Origin of the sequence: Nocardia niwae NBRC 108934 = DSM 45340, from assembly GCF_001613465.1 — a bacterium.
Lineage (GTDB): Bacteria > Actinomycetota > Actinomycetes > Mycobacteriales > Mycobacteriaceae > Nocardia > Nocardia niwae.
Window position 1 is genome coordinate 66,494 of record NZ_BDCK01000031.1, and the last position, 23,269, is coordinate 89,762.

General features: G+C 71.4%; 21 protein-coding genes. 8 read left to right on the forward strand and 13 right to left on the reverse strand.

The window, feature by feature from the left end:
* Positions 1–15: 15 nt before the first annotated feature.
* The 4 genes from NNI01S_RS22120 to NNI01S_RS22135 form a co-directional block, all read right to left on the reverse strand.
* The gene (locus tag NNI01S_RS22120; protein ID WP_063022048.1) at positions 16–798 is read right to left on the reverse strand and encodes an ABC transporter permease; all 783 of its coding nucleotides are present in this window, start codon (positions 796–798) and stop codon (positions 16–18) included.
* On the reverse strand, positions 795–1,784 hold the full coding sequence (locus NNI01S_RS22125) for an ABC transporter ATP-binding protein (protein ID WP_063022049.1): 990 nt from the start codon (positions 1,782–1,784) through the stop codon (positions 795–797). The genes NNI01S_RS22120 and NNI01S_RS22125 overlap by 4 nt, the downstream gene beginning before the upstream one ends.
* Entirely contained in the window at positions 1,781–2,506 is a 726-nt protein-coding gene (locus NNI01S_RS22130) for a hypothetical protein (protein ID WP_063022156.1), read from the reverse strand. The genes NNI01S_RS22125 and NNI01S_RS22130 overlap by 4 nt, the downstream gene beginning before the upstream one ends.
* A 138-nt stretch (positions 2,507–2,644) precedes the next feature.
* Positions 2,645–3,670 carry a glutathione S-transferase family protein gene (locus NNI01S_RS22135; RefSeq protein WP_063022050.1) on the reverse strand — a complete coding sequence of 342 codons (1,026 nt, stop codon included), beginning with the start codon at positions 3,668–3,670 and terminating at the stop codon, positions 2,645–2,647.
* A gap of 38 nt (positions 3,671–3,708) precedes the next feature.
* Here NNI01S_RS22135 and NNI01S_RS22140 point away from each other — a divergent pair, with 38 nt between their 5' ends.
* Positions 3,709–4,503 carry an enoyl-CoA hydratase/isomerase family protein gene (locus NNI01S_RS22140; protein WP_063022051.1) on the forward strand — a complete coding sequence of 265 codons (795 nt, stop codon included), beginning with the start codon at positions 3,709–3,711 and terminating at the stop codon, positions 4,501–4,503.
* A 92-nt stretch (positions 4,504–4,595) separates the two neighbouring features.
* A complete protein-coding gene (locus NNI01S_RS22145) occupies positions 4,596–5,849 on the forward strand; it encodes a class I adenylate-forming enzyme family protein (RefSeq protein WP_063022052.1) in 1,254 nt (417 codons plus the stop codon).
* A 7-nt stretch (positions 5,850–5,856) separates the two neighbouring features.
* Here NNI01S_RS22145 and NNI01S_RS22150 read toward each other — a convergent pair whose 3' ends face one another.
* A complete protein-coding gene (locus tag NNI01S_RS22150) occupies positions 5,857–6,603 on the reverse strand; it encodes a tyrosine-protein phosphatase (protein WP_063022053.1) in 747 nt (248 codons plus the stop codon).
* A 414-nt stretch (positions 6,604–7,017) separates the two neighbouring features.
* Here NNI01S_RS22150 and NNI01S_RS22155 point away from each other — a divergent pair, with 414 nt between their 5' ends.
* Positions 7,018–7,500, forward strand: coding sequence for a hypothetical protein (locus NNI01S_RS22155; RefSeq protein WP_063022054.1), 483 nt, complete (start codon positions 7,018–7,020; stop codon positions 7,498–7,500).
* Positions 7,501–7,543: 43 nt separating this feature from the next.
* A complete protein-coding gene (locus NNI01S_RS22160) occupies positions 7,544–8,722 on the forward strand; it encodes an alanine racemase (RefSeq protein WP_063022055.1) in 1,179 nt (392 codons plus the stop codon).
* Here the strand turns inward: NNI01S_RS22160 and NNI01S_RS22165 are convergent.
* Together NNI01S_RS22165 and NNI01S_RS22170 are read right to left on the reverse strand one after the other, a co-directional pair.
* Positions 8,692–12,066 carry an AAA domain-containing protein gene (locus tag NNI01S_RS22165; RefSeq protein WP_245676324.1) on the reverse strand — a complete coding sequence of 1,125 codons (3,375 nt, stop codon included), beginning with the start codon at positions 12,064–12,066 and terminating at the stop codon, positions 8,692–8,694. The two genes, NNI01S_RS22160 and NNI01S_RS22165, sit on opposite strands and share 31 nt — an antisense overlap.
* A 116-nt stretch (positions 12,067–12,182) precedes the next feature.
* Positions 12,183–13,970 (reverse strand): DEAD/DEAH box helicase, encoded by a 1,788-nt coding sequence (locus tag NNI01S_RS22170; protein ID WP_063022056.1) that lies wholly within the window; start codon positions 13,968–13,970, stop codon positions 12,183–12,185.
* A 62-nt stretch (positions 13,971–14,032) separates the two neighbouring features.
* Between NNI01S_RS22170 and NNI01S_RS22175 the strand changes: the two genes are divergently transcribed.
* Together NNI01S_RS22175 and NNI01S_RS22180 are read left to right on the forward strand one after the other, a co-directional pair.
* Positions 14,033–14,887 (forward strand): carbon-nitrogen hydrolase family protein, encoded by an 855-nt coding sequence (locus tag NNI01S_RS22175; protein ID WP_063022057.1) that lies wholly within the window; start codon positions 14,033–14,035, stop codon positions 14,885–14,887.
* A 12-nt stretch (positions 14,888–14,899) separates the two neighbouring features.
* Entirely contained in the window at positions 14,900–15,523 is a 624-nt protein-coding gene (locus NNI01S_RS22180) for a phosphoribosyltransferase (RefSeq protein WP_063022058.1), read from the forward strand.
* 6 nt (positions 15,524–15,529) lie between these two features.
* On the opposite strand, the gene NNI01S_RS22185 is transcribed toward NNI01S_RS22180, so the two are convergent.
* The 5 genes from NNI01S_RS22185 to NNI01S_RS22205 all read right to left on the reverse strand — a co-directional run bounded on the left by NNI01S_RS22185 (position 15,530) and on the right by NNI01S_RS22205 (position 19,719).
* Positions 15,530–16,054: a gamma carbonic anhydrase family protein gene (locus NNI01S_RS22185; protein ID WP_063022059.1), complete on the reverse strand. Its 525-nt coding sequence runs from the start codon at positions 16,052–16,054 to the stop codon at positions 15,530–15,532.
* Between the two features lie 382 nt (positions 16,055–16,436).
* Positions 16,437–17,258 carry an ESX secretion-associated protein EspG gene (locus NNI01S_RS22190; protein WP_245676325.1) on the reverse strand — a complete coding sequence of 274 codons (822 nt, stop codon included), beginning with the start codon at positions 17,256–17,258 and terminating at the stop codon, positions 16,437–16,439.
* Positions 17,240–18,550 carry a PPE domain-containing protein gene (locus NNI01S_RS22195; RefSeq protein ID WP_157114916.1) on the reverse strand — a complete coding sequence of 437 codons (1,311 nt, stop codon included), beginning with the start codon at positions 18,548–18,550 and terminating at the stop codon, positions 17,240–17,242. The genes NNI01S_RS22190 and NNI01S_RS22195 overlap by 19 nt, the downstream gene beginning before the upstream one ends.
* Positions 18,543–18,977 carry a hypothetical protein gene (locus NNI01S_RS22200; protein ID WP_084489168.1) on the reverse strand — a complete coding sequence of 145 codons (435 nt, stop codon included), beginning with the start codon at positions 18,975–18,977 and terminating at the stop codon, positions 18,543–18,545. The genes NNI01S_RS22195 and NNI01S_RS22200 overlap by 8 nt, the downstream gene beginning before the upstream one ends.
* A 34-nt stretch (positions 18,978–19,011) precedes the next feature.
* The gene (locus tag NNI01S_RS22205) at positions 19,012–19,719 is read right to left on the reverse strand and encodes an alpha/beta hydrolase (protein WP_063022062.1); all 708 of its coding nucleotides are present in this window, start codon (positions 19,717–19,719) and stop codon (positions 19,012–19,014) included.
* 107 nt (positions 19,720–19,826) lie between these two features.
* Between NNI01S_RS22205 and NNI01S_RS22210 the strand changes: the two genes are divergently transcribed.
* Positions 19,827–20,738 carry an NHL repeat-containing protein gene (locus NNI01S_RS22210; RefSeq protein ID WP_157114917.1) on the forward strand — a complete coding sequence of 304 codons (912 nt, stop codon included), beginning with the start codon at positions 19,827–19,829 and terminating at the stop codon, positions 20,736–20,738.
* A 202-nt stretch (positions 20,739–20,940) separates the two neighbouring features.
* Here the strand turns inward: NNI01S_RS22210 and NNI01S_RS22215 are convergent, their stop codons facing one another.
* Positions 20,941–21,915 (reverse strand): helix-turn-helix transcriptional regulator, encoded by a 975-nt coding sequence (locus NNI01S_RS22215; protein ID WP_063022064.1) that lies wholly within the window; start codon positions 21,913–21,915, stop codon positions 20,941–20,943.
* A gap of 97 nt (positions 21,916–22,012) precedes the next feature.
* Here NNI01S_RS22215 and NNI01S_RS22220 point away from each other — a divergent pair, with 97 nt between their 5' ends.
* Positions 22,013–23,176: an epoxide hydrolase family protein gene (locus NNI01S_RS22220; RefSeq protein ID WP_063022065.1), complete on the forward strand. Its 1,164-nt coding sequence runs from the start codon at positions 22,013–22,015 to the stop codon at positions 23,174–23,176.
* The last annotated feature ends 93 nt before the right edge of the window (positions 23,177–23,269 follow it).

The following is a 23,269-nucleotide window of genomic DNA, read 5'->3' on the forward strand; positions in this document are numbered from 1 at the left end:
CCTACCGGGCTCGGATCACAGGTCGCGGGTGCGCAGACTCCACCAGCTCGCGGCGCCCAGGCCGATGGTCCACAGCAACAGCACCACGACCGCGGCCGGTGTGGGGGCCAGCACCTCGCTGTCGGAGTAGGAGCCGACCGCCACCGTGCCGACGGTGGCGGAGACCGGCAGCACGGTGACCACGCCCGGGATGCCGAGGCCGCGCGCGATCAGCCAGATCAAGGGTTCGGCGAGCACGATCCAGCCGAGCAGCAGCGGCACCGCCCTGGTCGAGGATCGCAGCAGGATGCCCGCGCTCGCGCCGATCAGCGACCAGCAGACCGCGGCCAGCAGTCCGCCGCCGAGCACCGCGAACAATTCGCCGGTGACGGCGATCTTGTCACGTCCGACGCCGAACAGGGCTGCCGCCGACACCAGTTCCAGCGCGACCGCCGCCGCCAGCGCACAACACCCGGTGACCAGGAATTTCGCGGCGACGAGCCGGTCACGGTCGGCGGTGAACAGCGCGGTCACCGGCATGCTCTGGTACCGGTATTCCGCGCCGGTGCCCACGGCGCCGAAGACGGCGGCCGCCAGCACGAGCAGTGCGAGGCCGACGTAGAGCCCGATCGTCGCCGCGCCCGTGGCCGGCTGGCCGCGCGGATCCGGCGGCCCGGCCAGGCTCGCCGACACGAGGCTCGCGAACAGCGCCACGCCGAGCAGCGCGGCGGCGAGCGTGCGGCCGCGCGGCATCGTGACGACCTTGCGCACCTCGGAGTTGACGTTCGGCACCAGGTCCGCGGGCAGGATGGCGATCATCGTGGGATTCCGTAGGGCATCGGCGAGGGTGGCTGGGCGGCGGGCGCGGCGAGGCCCGGATAGTGCGGTGCGGGCGCGGCGCTGGGTTTGGTCAGCGACGCCAGAACGCGGTCGGGATGGATCGGGTCGGGCACGATGCTGTCGATCCGCACCTGCGCCGCCGCGGCCGCCGTCCTGATCTGCGCTTCGGTCGCCTCGGCGACGGCGAGGCGACCGTCCGGCCGGATCACCGCATCGGTGAAGCCCTGTGCCGCGAGCATGGTGGCCAGCGCGATCGGGGTGGACGCGGCGACGACCAGCCGGTCCGGATGCCCGCGCCGCAGCCGCGCAGGCGTCCCCTGGTAGACCACCGCGCCCTCGTTCAGCACGACGAGCTGATCCGCGGCGGGCAGTACCGCGCCGAGACTCTCGCTGGTCAGCAGGACGCTACCGCCGCGCAGGGTATGCCTGCGCAGGAAGTCCTGCAGCCACCCGCGTTCGGCGGCGTCCAGCCCCTCCATCGGCTCGTCCAGCACCAGCAGCGGGGGGTCGCCGAGCAGCGCGGTGGCCAGGGCCAGCCTGGTGTGCTGCCCGATCGACAGCGCGCCGATCTTCGTCGAGGCGTGGTCGTCCAGGCCCACCAGCTCGAGTACCTCGGTCACCCGGCTGTCGGCGACGCGCGCCGCGGCGGCGTAGATCCAGAGGTGATCTCGGGCGGTACGGGCCGGATGCAGTCCGCGTGGCGCGAGCACGCCGCCGATCACACCCGCGGAGCCCGCGCCGTCCCGCCGGGAACCGGGCCCGCCGACGGACGCGGTTCCGGTAGTGGGGACGAGCAGTCCGAGCAGCACCCGCAGGATCGTGGTCTTGCCCGCGCCGCGCGGACCGACCAGCGCGGCGACGGTGCCGGAGGGAACGGTGAAGCTGACGTCGGTCAGGGCGGTCGCCAGCTCGTACCGCTTGGTCAGGCCACGGACCGCGAACGCGATCGGCCGCGTTCCGCTCATCGCGGCGTGGCCGGAGGGTGCGGCTTCGCCGGATCGATCGCGGTGAGCGGCTCGGCGTCGATGATCAGGTGTCCGGGCCAGGTGGCGGGCGGCGGCCCGAATGCCTTGCGCGCGTTGGTGATCGTGGCCTTGCCCAGCGCCCGGTTACCCGCGCCGCCGATCACGGCGCCGATGCCCGCGGGCAGCACCTTGCCCGCCATCAGGGCGGCGCGCTTGGTGATGAACCGGACGATGAACCGCTTCAGCAGCGAGTCGTTCATGCTCGACAGACCGGGGATGCGGTTGGCGAAGGCGCTGCCCCAGTTCTTCGCGGAACTGCCGACACTCTTCTGCACGATCTGCATGCCGCTCTCGCCCAGCACCACCGCGAGCACCAGCGCCCTGCGTTGCTCCTGGTCCTCCGGGGTGATGCCGTGCACCGAGGCCACCGCCAGGGTGAACACCGCGGAGGCCTCCATGAAGAAGGTGGTCTCCGCGCTCACCGCCGCGATGGCCGCGACGGTGCCGACGCCGGGGAAGGCCGCGGTCGCGCCGACCGCGCTGCCGCTGCCGGTCACCGCGAGCAGGTACTGCTTCTCCAGCCGGTCGATGATCTGCGCTGGGCTTTCCTCCGGATGGGAGCGGCGGATTCGGTCCACGTACTTGGCGACCGCGGGGGCCTGCAGGCGGGACCCGGTGTCGAGCAGCTCGACCACCGTCTTCTCGAACGCGCCTTTGAGCATCGGCGGCATCCTCCTCTTCCGGTCTGCTGGGTAGAACTGTATGGCACCGGTTGCCGTCAGCTCGTCATGACAACGAAGTACCCAGCCGCATCGGTTCCACCGGCGGCTGCCTCGCTTTCGACCCGGACGGGTGGGCTGCTACTCGGGGGTGTGGATCGCGGGCACGCGTTCGCCCAACGGCGGAGGGGGCGGCGGGGTTCCGTCGCCGAACGGCCTGCCGCCGAGCGCCTCCCGGCCGTGCGGGGTCAGCCAGTTGGACAGATCGGGGCCCTTGGGAACTATCCCGGTCGGGTTGATGTCCCGGTGCACGACGTAGTAGTGCGTCTTGATCTGCCCGAAGTCGATGGTGTCGCCGAAGCCGGGGGTCTGGTACAGATCGCGCGTGTACGCCCACAGCACCGGCATCTCGGAGAGCTTGGAGCGGTTGCACTTGAAGTGGCCGTGGTACACCGCGTCGAACCGGACCAGCGTGGTGAACAGCCGGACATCGGCCTCGGTGATCGTGTCGCCGACCAGATACCGTTGCGCGGCAAGGCGTTCGGACAACCAGTCCAGGCGGCGGAAGAGCCGGTCGTAGGCGGCGTCGTAGGCGTCCTGCGCCCCGGCGAACCCGCAGCGGTAGACGCCGTTGTTGACGTCACGGAATACCGCGAGGTTCACCTCGTCGATCTCCGCGCGCAGCGGCTCGGGGTACAGCTGCGGCGCGCCGGGGCGGTGGTGCGCGGTCCACTCGGTGGAGAAGTCGAGGGTGATCTGCGCGTAGTCGTTGGTGACGACCTGTCCGGTGGGCACGTCCACGACGGCGGGCACGGTGATGCCTCGCGGGTAGTCCGGGAACCGGGCCAGGTAGGCGTCGCGCAGCCGGGGGATGCCGAGCACCGGGTCGACGCCACCTGGATCCAGATCGAAGGTCCAGCTGAGCTTGTCGTGCGTGGGCCCGCACAGGCCGAGCGAGAGCACCGGCTCCAGCCCGAGCAGACGGCGCACGATCAGCGTCCGGTTGGCCCACGGGCAGGCGCGGGCCGCGACCAGCCGGTAGCGCCCCGGCTCGACCGGGTAGCCGTCGCGGCCGTCGGCCGTGATCCGGGTGGTGATGTAGTTGGTGTCCCTCTTGAACTCGCCGGGCTCGACGTAGGAACCGGTTTTGCTGGCCGACTTGGTCACATCGACAGTCTTCCAGATCGACCTCGTACGCTGACCGGATGAGTGAAACGAAGGCCACCCGCCTGGAACGCGACTTCACCGACGGGGGCGCGGAGGTGGCGACCCTCACGCTCGCCCACCCGCCGCTCAACCTCTTCGATCGGTCGATGCTGGACGCGCTGATCGCCGACGTCGCCGAGCTGTCCGCGCGGCCGCCGCGTGCCCTGCTGCTGCGCGCCGAGGGCAAGGTGGTGTCCGGCGGCGTCGACGTGCACGTCTTCGAGGGGCTGACCCCGGAGCAGGGCGCCGAACTGTGGCGCACCTTGTTCGCGCAGATCATCCATCCGCTGGAGGCGCTGCCCTGCCCGGTGGTGTTCGCCGCGCACGGGTTGACCCTCACCGCCGCCTTCGAGATCGCTCTCGCCTGCGACATCCTGCTCGCGGCGCCGAAGGCCAGGTTCGGGTTGGTGGAGATCGTGGTCGGGCTGACCCCCTCGATGGGCGGGCCGCAGCGTCTGGCCGAACGCGCGGGCTCGGGCCGGGCCCGCGAGTTCGTGATGACCGGCGACCTCTACGACGCCGCGACCATGGCGGAGTGGGGCGTGGTCAACGCGGTGCACGAAGACCTCGACGCCGCGGCGCGAGCGCTGACCGGCCGGCTGGCCGATGGGCCGACGAAGGCCAATGCGGCGACCAAGAAGATCATCGAGGCCTGGCGTTCCGGCGGTGTGGCGCACGCGGATTCGGTGACGCCCGAGGTGTCCGGAGCGCTGTTCGACACCGAGGATCTGAAGGGCGGGGTGCGCAGTTTCCTCGAGCAGGGGCCGGGGAAAGCGCGCTACGCGGGCCGGTGACAGCTGGGACACGTTCATCGCCTATTCCAGCGAAGTTGTGACATGCGTCATATAGTCGCAGTGCCTGATACCTCGAGGCACGCGGAGGACGAATGTCGCAGTTGCTCGTCGAATATCCCCTCACCGGCCCGCACGTCTGGGACAACCCGCTAGCCCGGGGTGCCGACGGAGTGCTGCGTTACGGAAACCTCACACCCGCGCTGACCGAACTCCTCGATCTGCAAGTGCACGCCTTCGGTGCCCGCGAGGCCGTGGTGGAGGTCGGCGGCCCGCGTCTGACCTACCGTGAGCTGTGGCATTCGGCCTCTCGGATCGCGGGCGGCCTGCAGGAGCACGGCATCGGATACGGCGACCGGGTCGCCGTCCACATGCCCTCCGGCGCCCGGTGGGTGCAGGCCTTCCTCGGCGCTCTGCTCAGCGGCGCGGTGCCGGTGCTGGTGCACGACGGGCTGCCCGAGGCGGTGGCCGAGCGCGTGATCGCCGACAGCCGTGCCGATTTCGTGCTCGGCCGTCCGGGCGCCGAGGCCGAGCTGCCCGACGGCGCCGCCTACATCGATGACGGCGCGGCGCTGGGTGACCTGGCGCTGCTGTCCTACACGAGCGGGACGTGCACGCCCAAAGGCGTGGAGCTGACCAACGAGAATCTGCTGTCCGCCGTGCGCTCCGTGGTCGCGGCGCTGGACCTGCCGACCGACGGCCTGCGCAACCTGGTGCTGCTGCCGTTGGCGCACGCCAGCGGCTGCGTGGACCAGCTGTTGCCGACCTTCGCCGTCGGCGGCACGGTGGTCCTCACCCGCGATTCACGCGGCATGGCCGAGGCCATCACGGCCGAGCGGGTCGACATGGTCTCCGCGACCCCGCGGATCTTCGCGGGCTTGCTGCCCGAACTCGCGGAACTGCGCGCCGAGGGGCTGTGCACCGAGGGCATCGCGCGGATCAGCAAAGCCGGTCATCGGGCCGAACGCGCCGCGTCCCCGGTCGCTCCGGTCGAGCTGACGGCCGGACTGCGCGGCGTGTTCCCCGCTGCCCGGCAGTGGTCGGTGTGGGGTGCGACCGAGACCAGCGGTATCGGGCTGGCGGTGGACGACGCCGAGCAGGTGGATTCACCCGACGCGGCCGCGGTGCTCGGGTTCCCGTTCGGCGGAACCGAATTGGCGCTGTGGGGCCCGCAGGCGCGGGCGGGGCACGGCGAATTGCTCTGTCGCGGACCGAATGTCACGCCGCGCTACTGGAACGATCCCACCACGACCGCGGCGCGGTTCACCGGAACGTGGTTCCACACCGGCGATCAGGTGACGATCGACGCCGACGGCTTGGTACGCAGGGGCGCGGTACACGCCGGATGACGCGCTCTCACTCCAGCATTCGATCGCGCAATCGCGCGCGGAGATCGGGCGTCAGCCCGATGGTGGTGAAATAGCCGTTCAGGTCGCCGTGCAGCTCGCGCATCGATGCGGTCGCGATGTCCAGGTATTCGTCACGCACCCCGAGCAGATCGATCGAGAGTTCCTCGCCGCCGAGCAGTTTCGTCGTCATGAGGGCGCGCAGCGCGGGGACGGCCCCGTTGCTGAGCAGGTAGTCGGCCTGCACGTCGGCCTCGGTGACGCCGACCGCGCGCAGCAGTGTGGCGACAGCCCAGCCGGTGCGGTCCTTGCCCGCCGCGCAGTGCACCAGCACGGCGCCATCGCCGCGCAGGACGGACTCGGCGAGCGAAGCGATGGCGGCGTGCGCCTCCGGCAGCGCCGGGAACATCCGGTAGACCTCGAGCATGTGCGTGTACGCGGTCTGGGCGGTTGCCTCGTGCGGCGGCGCTTCGGCCATCCTGGAGTCGAACGGCGTGATGGTCAGCCGGACGTCCGAAGGCAGCCGGTCGGCGCCGATGTGGTCGATCTCGCGCTGTCCGCGCAGGTCGTGGACGGCGCTGACGCCCAGTTCGCGCAGCGCGGCGTGGCCTGCGTCGTCGAGGCCGCTGAGCTGGGCCGATCGGAGCAGGACGCCGGGGCGGACCTTGGCGCCGTCGTCGGTGCGCAGCCCGCCGGTGTCGCGGAAGTTGAACGTGCCGGAGAGGAAGTACTGATCGGCGGGGGGCGAGAGAGTCACCGATTCAGGCTATCCGCCGCGCGGAACGAAAAGGTGTCGATAGCGGATCGAACCCCGCACCATAGGCTGACCGATTTGCGCGGTTTCACTGTGGGATTTGCCACAGGATTTGGGTCGCCGCCCACCGGGACCGTACCGTTGTCCATGGTCTGCAGGGCGACGGGGTGTCGCCGAGATCCACCGTCATAGCGGGATTTCCGGCCGACACGGGCTGATCGCATACCGGTCCCGGTTGGGTAACAAAACATTCTTCCAGTCTGGAATTACCCATCGAACCCGTTCTCAAACCCCGAAAACGCTCTACCATTGGTGAACGTTGGACCGGGCAGCCGAGGTGTTTCCCGATGTTGCCCGCCCTGTTCAGCGAGTCGCGCCAACGGAGGTGCGCGAGTTCTTTCGCCGAGGGAGTCGTCGTTGAGCGCACGTGGAGAAGTGATAACAGAAATCCGGCTTCGACCTGCCGTCACGGACGCTGTCGAAGCGGCGGCCGCCACGCTCGACTACAAGGGCCTGCGCGCGCTGCGGGTGTTGCTGCACGCCGGGGTCAGTGCCTACTGGCCGCTGGTCAAGGCCACTCCGGGCAAGCAGATCAGGTCCTACGAGATGACCTTGCAGGCGCTGCGCGCGCGCTGGGAGGTCAGGGGCGGTTGCTTTCCTGATCCGATCGCGACGGAGTTCTACCGTGAGAAGGACGCGGAGGTCACCGCGTTCCTGAAGCTGTGCGCCGAGCGGTCGGGGACGCAGTGGCTGGAGCCGGTGGAGGCGATCGCCTGCAACGTCGTGTCGATCGTGCAGGGCACGGTCCTGCGCTGGCTGGCCGATTGCAACGACGAGACCATGCTGGTGGTACTCGACGAGATGGTCAGCGGACTGGCCGCCAAGGCCGCGGAGATCTGACAAATACTGGACGTTTGACCAACTTGGTGGTTGAGTTGTCCTGGTGACCGAGACGTCGCCGATCGCGGGGCTGCACGCCGCCACCGCCGACCTGGATCCGCCGCTGGCCGCCCTCGACCTGTCCACGGTCCGCGCCAACGCCGCCGACCTGGTACGGCGCGCCGCAGGCACCTCCGTGCGCGTGGCCAGCAAATCCGTGCGCTGCCGCGCCGTGCTCGCCGAAGTCCTCGGCGCCGAACTCACCGCCTCGGGCGGTTTCGCGGGCATCATGTCCTACTCCCTGCGTGAGGCCCTCTGGCTCGTGCGCCACGGGGCGCGCGACGTGCTGCTCGGATATCCCAGTGTGGACCGCGCGGCGCTGGCGCAACTGGCCGCCGACGACATCGCGCTGCGATCGATCACGCTCATGATCGACGATGCCGCGCAACTCGATCTGATCCGCGCCGCGGCCGGCACCGACCGGGTGCGGCCCCGGGTCTGCCTGGACGTGGACGCCTCCCTGCGCATCGGCCCGCTGCATCTCGGTGTGCGCCGTTCTCCGCTGCGTACGCCGCAGCAGGCCGCCACCCTGGCCGGCGAGGCGCTGCGGCGTGGGTTCGACGTGGCGGGCTTGATGACCTACGAGGCGCAGATCGCGGGACTGCCGGACACCAATCTCGCGGTGCGCCTGGTGAAGCGGGCATCCGCGGCGGAGATCCGCAAGCGCAGGGCCGAGGTGCTCGACGCGGTCCGGTCGGTGACCGGCAAGCTGGAGATCGTCAACAGCGGCGGCAGCGGATCCATCGAGGTCAGCGTCTCCGATCCGGACGTCACCGAGGTGACCGCGGGGTCGGGGCTATACGTGCCGACGCTGTTCGACGGCTACCGGTCGTTCACGCCGCGCCCCGCGCTGTACTTCGCGATGCCCGTGCTGCGCAGGCCCGCCTCCGATATCGCCACCGTCTTCGCGGGCGGTTACATCGCCTCCGGTCCCACCGGAGCGTCACGGGTACCCAAGCCGGTGTGGCCGCGCGGGTTGAAGCTGCTCGGCACCGAGGGCGCGGGTGAAGTGCAGACCCCCCTGTCGGGCGGCGCGGAACTCCGGATCGGCGACCGGGTGTGGTTCCGGCACGCGAAGGCCGGTGAATTGTGCGAACGGTTCGACGCCGTGCACCTGGTCGACGAGGACGGCTCCCGCGTCGGCGTGCCGACCTATCGCGGTGAGGGCGTCTGCTTCGGTTGACCGGCATCGGTCAGCCGCAGGAACGCACCGAGATCGGCGAGTTCGTCCGTGGTCGCGGGCAGATATTCGGTGAGCAGCGGTGAGCGGATGACGATCGCCTTCCACATGGCGCGGCACAGTGCGTGGACCACACCGCGCGACAGCAGCGACGGCATGCCGTAGGGGGCGTCGGCGGGGCTGGAGGTCGTCATCGACAGCAGCACCACCGCCGCCTCCCGGCCGCGGAAGCGATCCGGGGTGCCCACCAGGACGTCCTCGATCTTGGCGCGGGCCAGCAGCGTCCGGATGCGCCCCACCTGAGCGGCGTACGGCGCGACCACGAAGAGGTCGTGCGGGTGCAATCTGCGCGTGGTCGCGCCGATCGTCCAGGACATGCCGAGCAGGGCGCGGACCCGGCGCACCACCTCGCGCGCCTCCGCGGGCGACTCGGTGGCGTTGCCGTAATGGTCCACCAGGACGGTGTCCACTCCGGGCTGCTCGCCGTCCAGCCGCCGGGCCAGCGTGACGGTCTCGTTGGCGCGCAGGCGGCCGTCGTAATACAGGCGGGAGACCGGTTCGCAGACCGCCGGGTGCATCCGCCAGGTGCGGTCCAGGAAGTAGCCGCGTTCGATGGGCAAGGTCTGGCGTCCCTCGGCCAGCCAGCCGAGCACCGATTCGCCGACCGGGGCGGGGTGGGCGCCGCGCGCGCTCGACGCCACCGGGTCGCCGAGCAGCAAGAGGTTTCGCGCGCTCGCCGCGACGGACACGGCCTCGGCCAGGGGGAAGCGGCCCGCGTCGGCGATCACGAGCAGGTCCAGGCCCGCGCGCGGCACCAGATTCTCGTCCGCGAAGTCGGCCGGGACGCCGCCGAGGACGCACCCGCTGATCGCGTTGTCCAGGAATCGCGGGTAGCGGGCGGCATCGATCACCACCCATTCCGGGGCGACCGTCGCCGCGTCCTTCTTGGCCACCAGTTCCGGCAGCACGCCCGCCCGCACGACCGCGTCGAGCAGATTCTCCACGGTGGAAGAGTCGTGCGCGACAACCCCGATCCGCCACTTGTTCCGGGTGATGAGCCGCTCCAGCACCCGGGCCGCGGTCGCGGTCTTCCCGGTGCCCGGCGGGCCCTGCACGGCGACGTAGGAGTCGTCGAGGGCGCACAGCGCGGCCGTGATCGCCGCGGCGTAGTCGCCGTGCACCTCGGGCAACCGGGCGTCGCCGCGCAGCCGGGGCGCGCGGCGCGCCAGGATGTCGAAGACGGCCGCCCGGGGTGTGTCCGGCAAGGTCATCAGCAACTGCTGCGCCGCGAGCTCGATCGCCAGTTCGGCGTTCTCGTCCCACTCCGGCAGGCCGGGCGCGATCGCCGAGGGCAGTTCGTCGTAGGGCTCGCACCCTTCGGGCAGTAATTCCTCCAGCCGGACGGTGTCGTCGAATTCGGCGTCCACCGAGCAGCCCAGCACCGTGGCCGTGGCGGTGGCCCGCCGGCCCGCGGCGGTGACCATGCCGGCCGGCATAGGCTGGTCGTAGAAGGTGTAGACGGTGGTGCCCGGGGTGAGCGCGCTCGCGCCCGGCGCGCCGCTGGTACCGGTGCCGATCCGGCCGGTGAGGGTCAGATAGCGGCGCATCGCCGGGCGATCGGGGCGGCGATGCCACTTGGTGTCGACCGTGCCCCAGTCGGCGACCAGAACCCCCGGCGCGTCGGCCCATTCGTCCACCGGGTGACTGAGCCGGTCGGCGTGCGCCCACCACAGCGGTTGCCGTTCGCGGCGGTGGTAACCGAGCGCCGCCGCCGTCATCGCCGCCGGATGCAGCGAATCCCCCTGCGCGGCGGCGTATTCCGCGAGCGCGGCCTCCAACGATGACGGCCGCGACGACGGCGGCGGCGCGGCCTCGCCGGGGATCGCCGGGGTGTACCCGGCCGCGGGCATGGGCCGCGTGGCGAGCGGCTGCTCGGCCGCACGATCGAGCAGCCAATCACGCAACCGCAGCACGGTGCGGCAGTCGTGTTCGGCGGAGGTATCCGCCGAGCCGGGAAGCAGTCGGCGCAGCCCGCTGAGCCGGTAGGAGGACTCACCGACGAGCAGCGCGCCGCGCACGATCGGATACAGATCGACCAGAACGCCTTCGCGCAGCAGTTCGTCCACCAGTTCCTCGTTGACGCCGTGTCGTCCGGTGCAGCGCAGCAGCGCCGTGCGCACCGCGGCGGAGTAGTGGTAGACGTGCAGGTCCGGATAGATGCGGCGGCGCTGGGTCAGATAGTCCAGCACCTGCTCGAGCACGCGGCGCTCCGCGGCGGCGGCGCGGCGGGGTTCGCTCGAGCCGATCGGCCCGCGCAGCGAGAGATGCACCGTGTCCGGGCCGCCGACTTCCACGACGAGCGGAGTGCGACCGCCGCCCGCGATGGTGAGCGAGAGGTCACCGGGCGACGGCGGGGGCAGTGCCCCGAGCGCGGCCGCGTCGAGCAGAGCGTGGCTGGGCGTTCCCGAAACTTCGCGCCGCAGCTGGATTTCCGCTTGGCGGCGCAACGCGGATACCGTCCGCGGCGGCACGCCGGGCACCGCGCTGTCGGTGGTGGCCAGCCGGTCGATGGTGGTCACCCCCGCTTCGCGCAGCCGGGCGCGGGCGGCGGACGGCATGCCTGCCACGAGCAGCAGGTCACGCGCGGCGGACAGGGCTTCGGTGCAGATCCGGCAGCGGCCGCAGGCGAGATAGCGGGGATCGCCCCACTGCACGGGCAGCAGTTCGCCGAGCTTCTCGTCCACGATGCGCTCCACCCGCCGCCTGCGCGCCCGGTACAACGGAAGCAGCTCGCTCAGCGCCTGAGCGCTGCTCTCCGCGCCCCGATGCAGCCGGACCAGCGGCGCGGTGAGCGCGCCCGAGCGGTCGAGGGCGTCGGCGCAGGCGGCGAGTTCGAGCGCGGCGGCGACCCGGTCGGCGGTGGTGGGCGCGATCCCGTGCACGGTGTAGCGCACCCGATGCTCCGCCCGCACCAGGAAGTCGGCGCCGCAGTGGAATCGGCCGTCGAAGAAGGCCGCGCCGTGCACCACGTGGGCGCCGGAGCGCAAGGCGGTGACCGTGCCGGCGTGCGTGGTGGTCAGCGCCGCGACATACCGGCCGGGGTGGCTCGGGTCGTCCGGCGGGCGGTCGATCTCGACCACCGCGCCGCCGAACCGCGCGCGGTAGTCGTCGAGCAGGCGTTGCCGGACGTCGTCGATTCCCGGCCGGGGCTCGGTTCCCGGTGCGGCGCTTCGAGGTTCGGCCGGGATGGTGCCGAGTTCGGCGTCGAGGGCGCGCAGCAGCGCGAACTCGCAGTGCGCCGCGCGGACGAGATCGACGGTGGTGCAGACGACACGATCACCGAACACGAACAAACGCGGCCCTCCTGTGTCTTCGCGGGACACCCGCTGCCGGCGTGCGCCGAATTACACACGGACCGCAACACTGTAGCTAGCGCGCCTGACCTCGGCCTACCCTCCCCGGCTCAGGACCGCGGCTTACGGCGCTCCGGCCGCTTGCCGCCTTCGCGCTCCCGGCGCTGGCCGCGGCTGAACGTGCGCTGCTGCGGCGGGCCCTGATCCAATTGCAACTGGATGAGCACACCGCTGATTCGGGTGCGCCGCAACGCCTCCAGCGTCTCCTCGGGCAGCTGGGCGGGCAGTTCCACCAGGCTGTGGTCGGGACGGATGCTGATGTGCCCGAAATCGCTGCGGCGCAGGCCGCCTTCGTTGGCGATGGCGCCGACGATCGCGCCGGGCACCACGCGATGCCGCTTGCCCACGCTGATCCGGTAGGTGGCCAGCTCGGTCCCGGTGGCGCGGTGGTGGGAACCGCCGACCGGCTCGTCGAAGCGCCGGGCGGGCCGCTCGCGCGGGGTCCGGTCGCGCTGCGGGCGCTCCACCGGCTCCGGCTCGGGCTCCATGAAGAAGTTGTCGCCGTCGTAGGAGCCCACCGCCAGCGCCGCGGCGATGTCGGCCAGCGGGATGTTGTGCTCGCGCTCGTAGTCCTCGATCAGCTTGCGGAACAACGGCAGGTTCGCCGAGGTGAGGTTCTCGGTGATGGCGTCGCCGAACTTCGTGACGCGCTGGGCGTTGACGTCCTCCACGCTGGGCAGCTGCATCTCGGTCAGCGGGTGGCGGGTGGCCCGCTCGATCGACTTGAGCAGATGCCGCTCGCGCGGCGCGACGAACAGCAGCGCCTCGCCGCTGCGCCCGGCCCGGCCGGTGCGGCCGATGCGGTGCACATAGGACTCGGTGTCGTGCGGGATGTCGTAGTTGACCACGTGCGAGATGCGGTCCACGTCCAGCCCGCGCGCGGCCACGTCGGTGGCGACCAGAATGTCCAAGGCGCCGGACTTGAGCTGGCCGATGGTGCGCTCGCGCTGGTTCTGCGCGATGTCGCCGTTGATCGCGGCGGCGGAGAAGCCCCTGGCGCGCAGCTTCTCGGCGAGCTCCTCGGTGGCCTGCTTGGTGCGGACGAAGATGATCATCGCCTCGAACGACTCCACCTCGAGCACCCGGGTGAGCGCGTCCAGCTTGCGCTGATGCGAGACCAGCACCCAGCGCTGGCTGATGTTGGTGGCCGTCGAGGTCTTGGCCTTGACCGTGATCTCCACCGGATCGTGCAGGTACTGCTTGGAGATCTTGCGGATCGCGGCGGGCATGGTCGCGGAGAACAGCGCCACCTGCTTGTCCGACGGAGTGTCGGCGAGGATGCGCTCGACGTCTTCCTGGAAGCCCATCTTGAGCATCTCGTCGGCCTCGTCGAGCACCAGGTACTGCAGCTGCGACAGGTCGAGCGTGCCCTTCTCCAGGTGATCGATCACCCGGCCGGGCGTGCCGACCACGACGTGCGCGCCGCGGCGCAGGCCCGACAGCTGCACTCCGTAGCTCTGCCCGCCGTAGATGGGCAGCACGTGCAGGCCTGGGATGTGCGCCGCGTAGCGGCCGAACGCCTCGGCGACCTGGATCGCGAGCTCGCGGGTCGGGGCGAGCACGAGGGCGCGCGGAGTGCGGCCGGTGGCTTCGAGCCCCATCAGGATCGGGATCGCGAACGCGGCGGTCTTGCCGGTGCCGGTCTGCGCGAGACCGACGACGTCGGCGCCGGAGAGCAACGGGGGAATCGTCGCAGCCTGAATAGGCGACGGCGATTCGTAACCGACGTCGGCGATGGCCGCGAGGATGCGGTCATCGATCCCCAGATCGGCGAAAGACGGGCCGTCGGTGTCCCTGTCGTTGTCGCCAGAAACGCTGTCGACCTCATTGGTGCTCATTGACCAGGAGTTTACTGCCTCGTGCTGGTCGTCCCGGCCACCGCCCCAATACGGTGAGACCTATGCAACTGGACAACTCGCCCGCGCATCGGGATGCGACGCCGGATCAGCTGGACGTGGCGGTCGTCCAGTTCGCCCCCGCGACCGACCCTGCGGCCAACCTCGCGACGATGCGCGAGCACGTCCGCACGGCCCGAGAGCGTGGTGCGCGCGTGGTCGTCGCACCGGAATACTCGATGTTTGCCGTGACCCGGCTCGACGAGCGGGTCGTCGCCGTCGCCGAGCCGCTGACCGGCCCATTCGTCACCGGCCTCGGGGCGATCGCGCGCGAGTTCGGCGTGTTCCTGGTCGCCGGAACGGTGGAGCAGGTCGCGCCGGGCGGCGACCGCATCCGCAACACTCTGGTCGTGCTCGGCCCCGACGGATCCCTCGTCACCCGCTATCGGAAGGTCCACCTCTACGACGCCTTCGGGCACCTCGAATCCGACGTCGTCGAGCCGGGTGCGATCGAGGCTCCGGCGATCTTCTCGGTCGGCGATGTGACATTCGGCATGCAAACTTGTTTCGACCTCCGCTTCCCGGAGGGCGTGCGCCGGGTCGCGGCGGCGGGCGCGCAAGTGCTGCTGCTGCCCGCCCAGTGGATCCCCGGTCCGGCCAAGGTCGACCAGTGGACCACACTGGTGCGGGCGCGTGCGATCGAGAACACGATGTACGTCGCCGCTGCCGATCAGGCCGCTCCGCGCGGGGCGGGCGCGTCGATGATCGTGGGCCCGGCCGGTGCGGTGCTCGCCGAACTCGGCGACGAGCCGGGCGTGCTGACCGCCGCGATCGACCTGGCGTATCTGAGCAAGGTGCGCACCGCCAACCCGAGCCTCGCGTTGCGGCGATTCTCGATCACCGAGCGCGGACCGGAGTAGCGTTCGGAATCGATGGTCTACACCGATCGGACCTCGGCCGGTCACGCGCTGGGTGCGCATCTGGAACACCTACGCGCGGCGAACCCGCTGGTGCTCGGGCTGCCGCGGGGTGGGGTGCCGGTGGCCGCCGCGGTGCGCGCGGTGATCGGCGGTGACCTCGACATCCTCTTGGTCCGCAAACTGGGCGTGCCGTGGCAGCCGGAACTGGCGCTGGGCGCTGTCGGCGAGGGCGGGGTCCGGGTGCTGAATCCGGATGTGCTGGCGCACACCGGGTTGACGCCGAAGAAGGTCGACTCGATCGAGGCGCGCGAGCGCGCCGAATTGGAGCGGCGCAGGCAGGTGCTGCGCGGTTCGGCGCGGCCGATTCCGCTGGAAGGGCGCACCGTGGTGATCGTGGACGACGGCATGGCGACCGGCGCCACGGTCGTGGTCGCCTGCCGGGTCGCGCGTCTGCACCGGCCCGCGCGCGTCGTCGTCGCCGTCCCGGTCTCCTCGACGGAGGCGATGCGCCGGGTCGCCGACGAGGCCGACGAGGCGGTCTGCCCATGGGTCCCGCGCTCGCTCGGCGGCGTCGGCGGCGCGTACCGGGACTTCCATCAGCTCGAGGACGCCGAGGTCACCGCACTGTTGTGCTGACGGCGCTCAGATCTCGGCGATGCCCTTGCGGTGGCGCTGGGCCAGTTCGGCGTAGAAGCCCGGGTTGAGCCGCACCCACATCTGCGCCTGGGTGCCCTCGATCGGCCGTTTGACCTCGGCGGGGGAACCGGCGGCGAGCACGCCGTCGGGAATCTCGGCCCCCGGCGGCACGAGCGAGTGGGCGGCGATCATGCTGCCCGCCCCGATCTTGGCCAGGTCCAGCACCGTGGTGCCGTTGCCGACGATGGCCTCGGCGCCGACCGCCGCACCGTGGAAGACCACGCTGTGCGCGATCGTCGCGCCGGGCCCGATCTCCATCGGCACCTCCGGCGGCACGTGCAGCACCGCGTTGTCCTGAATGTTGGCGCGTTCCCGGATGACGATCGGCGCCAGGTCCGCGCGCAGCACCGCGCCGTACCAGATGGAGGCGCCCGCCTCGACCCGGACGTCGCCGATCAGGGTGGCCGTCGGCGCGACGAACGCCGTCGGATCGACCTGCGGCCGTTTGCCTTCGAATTCGTAGAGTGGCACTCGTACACCGTAAACGGTGGTGTCGGGTGGTCGCCGGAACGGCGTCGAAACCGCCGTGCATAGCGGCGGCTCAGCGGCGGCTCGAAGCGGAGTGCCCGGACCGATCGTGCGGCAGGCGAGTTCGTCTCGGCGTTCGTGGGGTGCGGTCCACCGGACGGAGGTGGTCGAGCGCCGCATGAGGCGGCGGTGCGTAGCAGCGGAACTCAGGCTCTTCGCGGCAGTGGATCATCACCGGCGTGCATGTCCCCATCGGGTGTCAGTGGAGAAGGCGACGGTTTGCGGTTCGCCCGGCCTGGTCGGCGGGTCCGTCACGCGTTCGTCGCTCCGCGCTGCCGAGCATCAGCGGGGTGGGCGCTGGACCCGCAACCGGCTGCCGAAATGTTCAGCGCCCGGCGTAGGCGGTGGACGTGCGCGCGGCCGCGGTGACGAGCGGTCGTAGGTGGGCGGCGAAACGCTCGGCGGTCACCGCGACGACGTCGACGTCCGTGCCGGTACGCACCGCGTACCGGCCGTCGGCGACGACGTCGATCCAGCACAGCACGCCGAACGGGCGTAGTTCGCCCGCGCCCCGGCGCGCCGAGACGACCATCTGGCCGATGCCTTCGCGCGGCTGCTTGAGCAACTTGCGGATCCGGGACGGAGTGGACGGCCCGGCGACCGGAACGGTGACCAGGTTGCGACTGTCCTCGCCGACCTGGGCCAGCGGAGCGGTCAGCCGGGGGAGGGTTCCGGGGGTGTTCTCCGGAAGCATCGAAACGATCCGCGCGCAGAGGCTTTTCGAGCTGCCCGCGAACAATCGCACGTCGCCGCCGCGGTCGGGCGTCGCGCCGGGGCGTTGCGCCGCGACCACCGCGATGTTCGCTGCGGCGGCGCCGAGAATGCGCACCGGCCGCGCCGCCGGTTCGCCTCCGGTACCGGTCGCCGATCGTGCTCCGCCGTCCTCGCCGGGCGCCGCGGCACGCTGACCGAATACCTCGACGCGCAGGTCCGGCTGGGCGAGAACGCGCAGCGCCGCCTCCAGATCCGCGTCCAGGACCTGATCGCACCAGCGTTCGAGCGCCGGAAGCTGCGCGGTGCGCTCTCCGACGTCGCGGGCCGACAAGCGCACGGCGAGTGGATAGGGGATGCGATCACCGTCGGTGCGTGACCAGGCCAGCGCGAACTGGTCCGGGGTCAGCGTCCAGTTCACTCGTACTCGGACCATTCCCCGAGCACGGGCGGCGTGGTCGGATCGAGGGATCCGATGAGTTCGCCGCCGTCGTCGGAGGGCTCGAGGAAGGTGGGGAGATCATCGAGGTCGAACTCGTCGTCCTCGTCGTCGATCGGCGCCAGGCGTGCGGTCGCCGCGTTCGCGGCCACGCTCGAACCCGCGCGTGGGGTGTCCACCGCGGCCACCGCGCCGCCCATCAGGCCGCCCATCGCGCCCGCGCCGAGACCGGTGACGGCCGCGTCGCCGCTGTCGTCGTTCTTGCGCCGCTCGTCGCGCTTGCGCTGTTCCTCGGGCGACACCTGGGGGCCGGTACCCGGCACGGCAGGCACCGTCATCGGCTCGCCCGTCGCCGCGGCGGGGGCGGTGGCCGGTCCCGCCGCGCGAGGGGTGGCCGCAGGACGGAGGACGGACGCGGCCGCCATTGTCGGAAGCGCCGCCGTCGCGGCGGGCCCGACGCGGGACGCGGTCGGCGCCGGTGCCTCGCCCGCAGCGGCGGTGGCGGCGCTCGGTGTGGTGGCGGCGGCGGACGTGGACGGAGTCTCGGCGGTGGGTTCCGGATCGGACGGCGTGGCACCGATACTCTGCGGCACCGAGTGGCTCGGCTGCTGCGAGGTCGTCTCGAACGGTATGGGCTGCACGGCAGGGGAGGGCTGGGCGCCTCCGATGAGCTTGCTCGACGAGGGGGCAGCGGTGGGCGCCGCGGCGGTCGGCTGATCCGTCTCGTCGGGGAAGGCGGGCACGTCGGTGCCGGTCTGCACGAACACGCCGGCGTAGATGTCGTTCATCGCTCGTACGACGTCTTGGCGGGCGTGCTCACTCGCCTTCTGCCCCTCGATATTGCTGGTCGCCTGGGACGGATCCAGCAGTGCGCCCGCCAGATCCGGCGCGCCCGCGGAAGGCTCGGTCACCGCGGCCCGCAGCGCTTCCGCCGCGTCGCTCGCCCGCCCGAGGCGCTGCGAGACCACCGCGAACACGTCGGCCAGGTCCTGGCCGCTCTGTTCGAACACGCGCACCACCGCGTCCGCGCTCTTCGCCGCGGAGCCGCGCCAGCCGTCGGCGATGACCGCGCGAATCTCGGTGTGCGCCTGGAAGATCGCGTCGGCGAGCTGCGCCGCCGCCGCGCTCCACGCCTGCTGGCCGCCCGCGAGCACGGCCGGATCCAGCAGTTGCACCTTGGCGTGGATCTCGCTGTGAGTGAGGTTGTCGAACACTTCGACGTTCGGCGCGTAAGCGGGATCGGTGCGCCGGTGGGTGGCCCGCTCGCCGGCGCGCGGCATCTCACGCATGCGCGGCTCCTGTCACGTCGATCCGCTCCACCGCCAGCGCGAGGGCTTGGTCGGCCTGCTGGTAGGTGGCGGCCGCGGCGCGGAAGGTCTGAGCGAGTTCCCTTGCCGCGGCGGCGTATTCGCGCAAGCGCGTGATCGCGCCGTCGGCCTTGCGCTCGAATCCGGCGCGCAGCGCGTCACCGGAGGCGAATCCGCCGAAGCCGGGCAGGGCGGTCGCGGCGCTCAGCACGCGAATCTGCTCGTCGACCCGATCGGCGAGCAGTTCGTATCGGCGCGCGCATCTTTCGTGCGCGCCGTCGGCGACCAAGAGGCCGTCGATCCACAGCGAGCCCTCGTCGACCGCCCGGTTCAGCGCGGCGATGTCGATCCCGGGTGCGGTGACCTGCGCGGGTGGCTCTCCGCCGAACCCGTTCTCCTGCGATGGCATCTGCGCCGTCCCCCTTCCTCGTCCGAAGAGCGGTTCACGGATGTCGCGCCGACCCCACGACGACATCCTGCGTCCAATCCGCGATGTCGGCAGTGACCCGCGCGTGCACCGGCTCGTGCAACAGGTCGTGCCCTGCGTCGATGTACTCCCGTAAATCTACCGATTCGTGGCGGCTAGTCCAGACCCTGACGGCATCGATCGGCGCGCGCCGATCGTCCACGCCGTGCACCGCGAGCACCGGAAGTCCGCGTGGCAGTTGCGTTCCCGGCGCGCCGGGCGCACCGCCGCCGAGCGCGCGCTTCGGGACGCCCGAGACCACCAGGCCCGCGAGCGCGTCGGCGGGCAGGGCTGGCCGCAGCGGGTGGTTCCGGTCCAGGGTGGCCGGATGCCCGGCAGGCTCCGGCACGGCCGCGCCGAGCATGCCCAGCACGGTCACCGCCCCCAGCGAGTGGCCCATCAGAATCAGCGGCAGGTCGCCGCGCGCCAGTTCGACCAGCCGCACCGCGTCCGCCACCAGCTCGGCCAGTGTGCCGGGCTGTGCCGGATCACCCTCGCTCAAGCCGTGCCCATGGGTGTCCAACGCCCACACCTGGGCCCCGGCTGGTCGCAGGGCGCGCGCGAAGCGGTGGTAATGCCCGCTGTGCTGCCCGATTCCGGGCAGGAGAACCATGGTGTACCGCGGATTTTCGATCGGCCACCGCCGATAGTGCATCCGGCCGCGCGCGCCGTCGAAGAATGGCATGCACCGATGGTGCCAAATAACGGCTCGTGCGGGGACCGCGCGATCGAGCGCCGGCAACGGCTAAGATCCGCGGCGACTCACTCCTACCCGAGCCCGAGGTGCCCGCGTTGAGAATCCTTCGCCGTCCAGGCGTCTTCCTCGTCTCCGCCGCGGCGCTCGCGTTCACCGGAGTGCTCGCGCCGGTCGCGCAGGCCGCGCCGCCGGTCGCCGCCTGTGACCCGGCGGTGGCGGTCACGGCCGTTCCCGCGCCGGTGCCGGTGCTCGACTGGGCGGAGAATCTGGGTTACGACGCGCAGGGCAATCTGTGGGTCTCGCGGCTCTACCGCAACGAGGTCCAGCGCTACGACGCCGCGGGCACGCTGACCGCGACCGTTCCGGTGGAGTTCCCCGGCGCGGTCCGGCTCGGTCCCGACGGGCTGCTGTATGTCGTCTACGGCGACGCGCCGGTGAGTGTCGTGCGGCCCGGCGGCGTCGTCCGGTTCGATCCGGCGGCGGCCGAGCCGAAACCGGAAGTCTTCGTCTCCGGGTTCACGATGCCCAACGGCGCGGCGTTCGACCCGGGCGGAAATTTGTACGTCGCGACCTTGTCCGGCGTGGTCAAGGTCCGTCCCGACGCCTCCGTCGATACCGCGTGGGGCGCACCGCTGGCCGGATTCGCCGCCAACGGCGCGGTCGTGCACGACGGCGCGTTGTACATCACCGCCAACGGCGGCCCGCTCGGCCGGATCGTCCGTATCCCGCTCGAGGACCCCGCCGCCCGCACCACCGTCGCGGATGTGGCCGGGCGACTGCCCGGCCTGCCGGATTTCGCCGACGACCTTCTCGTCGACCCGAGCGGCATCCTCTACGTCACCACCCTCACCGGCCAATTGGTCCGGGTCGATCCCGCCACAGGCGCCACCTGCGCCGTCCTCACCGGCCAGCCGCTCACCGCGGTAGCCGCCGCCCCTGGCCGTCCGGACGAATTGATCGCGAGCACGGAATCCGGCGCGCTCCTGCGAATCCGCCTCGCCCGCTGACTCGGAGGTCGCACGCGGGGGCGCGTACGCAACCCGCGGCAGACGCTCGAAGCCGCGGTGCTCATGGGGGTTCGGTTACGAGTTCGTAGCGGCCGGGTTCGGGTGTCGGTGCGCCGGGGTGTGCACAGCGGTAAGGACTCCCGGTCGCACACGCTGCGGCCCTGTCCCGGTGCCCGAAGACGGCGAGAGCGAATCGCTCGAGTCATGGACGCTGCTGCGGGCCGATCGCGCGCTCGGCGCGGTCGGCGATGGCGCGCAGATGCGTGATGAGCGCCGGGGGCTCGTGGACCTGGAACTCCGCTCCGAGCCCGAGCAGCCGGTGGGCCAGCCATTCCGGCGCGTCGTCGCGTTGGGCGTCGATCCGGCAGGTGTGCGCGTCGATCGCGACGATCTCGCCCGGGCCGTCACCCAACCGTCCCGCGACTCGTTCGACGGGAGCGTGGATGGTCAGGCGGAGCCGGAAGGACGGTGTGCCCCAATCCGTGCGGCGGCCCACGACGTAGGCGGCGGGATCGGCCGCGGGCAGCGGGCGCGGGGCGAAACGGGCGGCCGTGGGTTGCGGGCGGTCGATCCGGTCGACGCGGTAGACGCGCCAGCCGGCGCGGTCGAGGTCGTAGCCGACCAGATACCAGCGCCGCCGGGCGGGCACGAGGCCGACCGGCTCGGCATTGCGCCTCGTCTCGGCGCCTGCCTCGTCGCGATAGGTGAAACGCACCCGTTCCCGGTTGGCCACCGCGGCCGCGAGCGTAGCGAGCACTTCGGGATCGGCCGCGGCACCGTCGCCGGTGGGTGGCGTCAGTGCGGCGGCGAAGACCCGCACTCGGCGCCGCAACTTCGCGGGCAGCACCTGCTCCACTTTGGCCAGCGCCCGGACCGACGCCTCCTCGATCCCGGCCACCGCGGACCCGGCGGCGGCGCGCAAGCCGACCGCGATGGCGACGGCCTCGTCGTCCTCCACCAGCAGCGGCGGCATCGCCGCGCCCGCCGCCAGGCGGTAGCCGCCCGCCGCGCCGAGCGTCGCGGTCACCGGATAGCCGAGCTCACGTAGCCGGTCGATATCGCGGCGCACCGTGCGGTCGGTGACGCCGAGGCGTTCGGCCAATTCGCTGCCCGGCCATTCGCGCGGCGTTTGCAGCAGCGACAGCAGACGAAGCAGCCGGGCGGGAGTGTCGTTCATGAATTCGAGGATGCCGGAAATCTAGGACCTGTTCGGTCCTAAATGCCTCCTAGCGTCGTCGTCGTACCGCAGGACCGACCGGCAAGGAGCCGACCGAATGACCGACATCCGCCCGTTCCGCATCGAAATTCCGCAGGCAGAGGTGGCCGATCTGCACGACCGGCTGGCCCGCACCCGCTGGACCGCTCAATTGCCCGGCGCGGGCTGGGATCGCGGCGTCCCGGTCGGCTACCTGCGCGAACTCGCCGAGTACTGGCGTACCGGGTTCGACTGGCGCGCACAGGAAGCGGCGCTGAACGCGTTCCCCCAGTTCAAGACGCGCATCGACGGGCTCGACGTGCATTTCCTGCACGTGCGCTCGCCGGAGCCGGACGCGACGCCGCTGATCCTCACCCACGGCTGGCCGAACTCGTTCGCCGAGTTCGCCGCGACCATCGGCCCGCTCGCGGATCCGCGGGCGCACGGACTCGACCCGGCGCAGGCCTTTCATGTCGTGGTGCCCTCGGTTCCGGGTTTCGGCTTCTCCGAAGGGCCGCGCGAACTCGGCATGACACCGGCGAAAGTGGCCCGGATGTGGCTGACCCTGATGGATCGCCTCGGCTACCGGCGTTTCGGGGCGCAGGGCGGCGATCTCGGCGCGTATGTCGCGCCCGAACTGGCGATCGCCGCGCCGGACCGGGTGATCGGCGTACACCTCGACGGCGGGATCGGGATGCCGACCGAGGCGGACGTGCCCACCATGACGCCCGAGGAGCGCGCCGAATGGGACGGCATGCAGCGGTGGATGACCGGAGGCGTGAACCACCACGTCCTGCTGCACGCGGCCCCGCAGACCTTCGCCCACGCGTGGACCGATTCACCGGTGGGTCTGCTCGCCTGGCTGATGCAGAAGTTCACCGAATTCGCCCCGCTCGCCGACCGGGTCGAGGACGTGATCAGTCGTGATCAGCTGCTGACCAACGCCAGCCTGTACTGGTTCACCGGCACCGCGGCCTCCTCGTCCTGGCCGATGTACAACGGCCTCGGCGACGGCGGATTCACGTGGCCGAAAGGACAGAAACGCGTGCCCACCGGCACCTACGGCGGAGGCTCCGCGCTGATGCGCCGGCTCGCCGAACGCGACAACACCATCGTGCACTGGCCGGAGGGCAATACCGGCAACCACTTCGTCGCGATGGAATGCCCGCGGGCGCACGTCGCCGACATCCGGGCCTTCTTCGCCGCCCTGCGGTGGGAAACGTCGACGGCGGTGCTCCGCTGAACCGGAAGCTCGTCGTCCGGCATCGGTAGCACGGCCGCGTGGATCCGATCAGTGCGGACCGATGCGACCGCGTCCGGGCGGACTGCGCTGCGC

Excerpts from the sequence above, each read along its gene's own strand:
- NNI01S_RS22215 (WP_063022064.1), bottom strand. The coding sequence starts at position 21,915 with ATGAACGACACTCCCGCCCGGCTGCTTCGTCTGCTGTCGCTGCTGCAA.
- NNI01S_RS22125 (WP_063022049.1), bottom strand. The coding sequence starts at position 1,784 with ATGAGCGGAACGCGGCCGATCGCGTTCGCGGTCCGTGGCCTGACCAAG.
- NNI01S_RS22130 (WP_063022156.1), bottom strand. The coding sequence starts at position 2,506 with ATGCTCAAAGGCGCGTTCGAGAAGACGGTGGTCGAGCTGCTCGACACC.
- NNI01S_RS22145 (WP_063022052.1), top strand. The coding sequence starts at position 4,596 with ATGTCGCAGTTGCTCGTCGAATATCCCCTCACCGGCCCGCACGTCTGG.
- NNI01S_RS22190 (WP_245676325.1), bottom strand. The coding sequence starts at position 17,258 with ATGGTCCGAGTACGAGTGAACTGGACGCTGACCCCGGACCAGTTCGCG.
- NNI01S_RS22220 (WP_063022065.1), top strand. The coding sequence starts at position 22,013 with ATGACCGACATCCGCCCGTTCCGCATCGAAATTCCGCAGGCAGAGGTG.
- NNI01S_RS22195 (WP_157114916.1), bottom strand. The coding sequence starts at position 18,550 with ATGCGTGAGATGCCGCGCGCCGGCGAGCGGGCCACCCACCGGCGCACC.
- NNI01S_RS22205 (WP_063022062.1), bottom strand. The coding sequence starts at position 19,719 with ATGCCATTCTTCGACGGCGCGCGCGGCCGGATGCACTATCGGCGGTGG.
- NNI01S_RS22120 (WP_063022048.1), bottom strand. The coding sequence starts at position 798 with ATGATCGCCATCCTGCCCGCGGACCTGGTGCCGAACGTCAACTCCGAG.
- NNI01S_RS22200 (WP_084489168.1), bottom strand. The coding sequence starts at position 18,977 with ATGCCATCGCAGGAGAACGGGTTCGGCGGAGAGCCACCCGCGCAGGTC.
- NNI01S_RS22170 (WP_063022056.1), bottom strand. The coding sequence starts at position 13,970 with ATGAGCACCAATGAGGTCGACAGCGTTTCTGGCGACAACGACAGGGAC.
- NNI01S_RS22180 (WP_063022058.1), top strand. The coding sequence starts at position 14,900 with ATGGTCTACACCGATCGGACCTCGGCCGGTCACGCGCTGGGTGCGCAT.
- NNI01S_RS22175 (WP_063022057.1), top strand. The coding sequence starts at position 14,033 with ATGCAACTGGACAACTCGCCCGCGCATCGGGATGCGACGCCGGATCAG.
- NNI01S_RS22140 (WP_063022051.1), top strand. The coding sequence starts at position 3,709 with ATGAGTGAAACGAAGGCCACCCGCCTGGAACGCGACTTCACCGACGGG.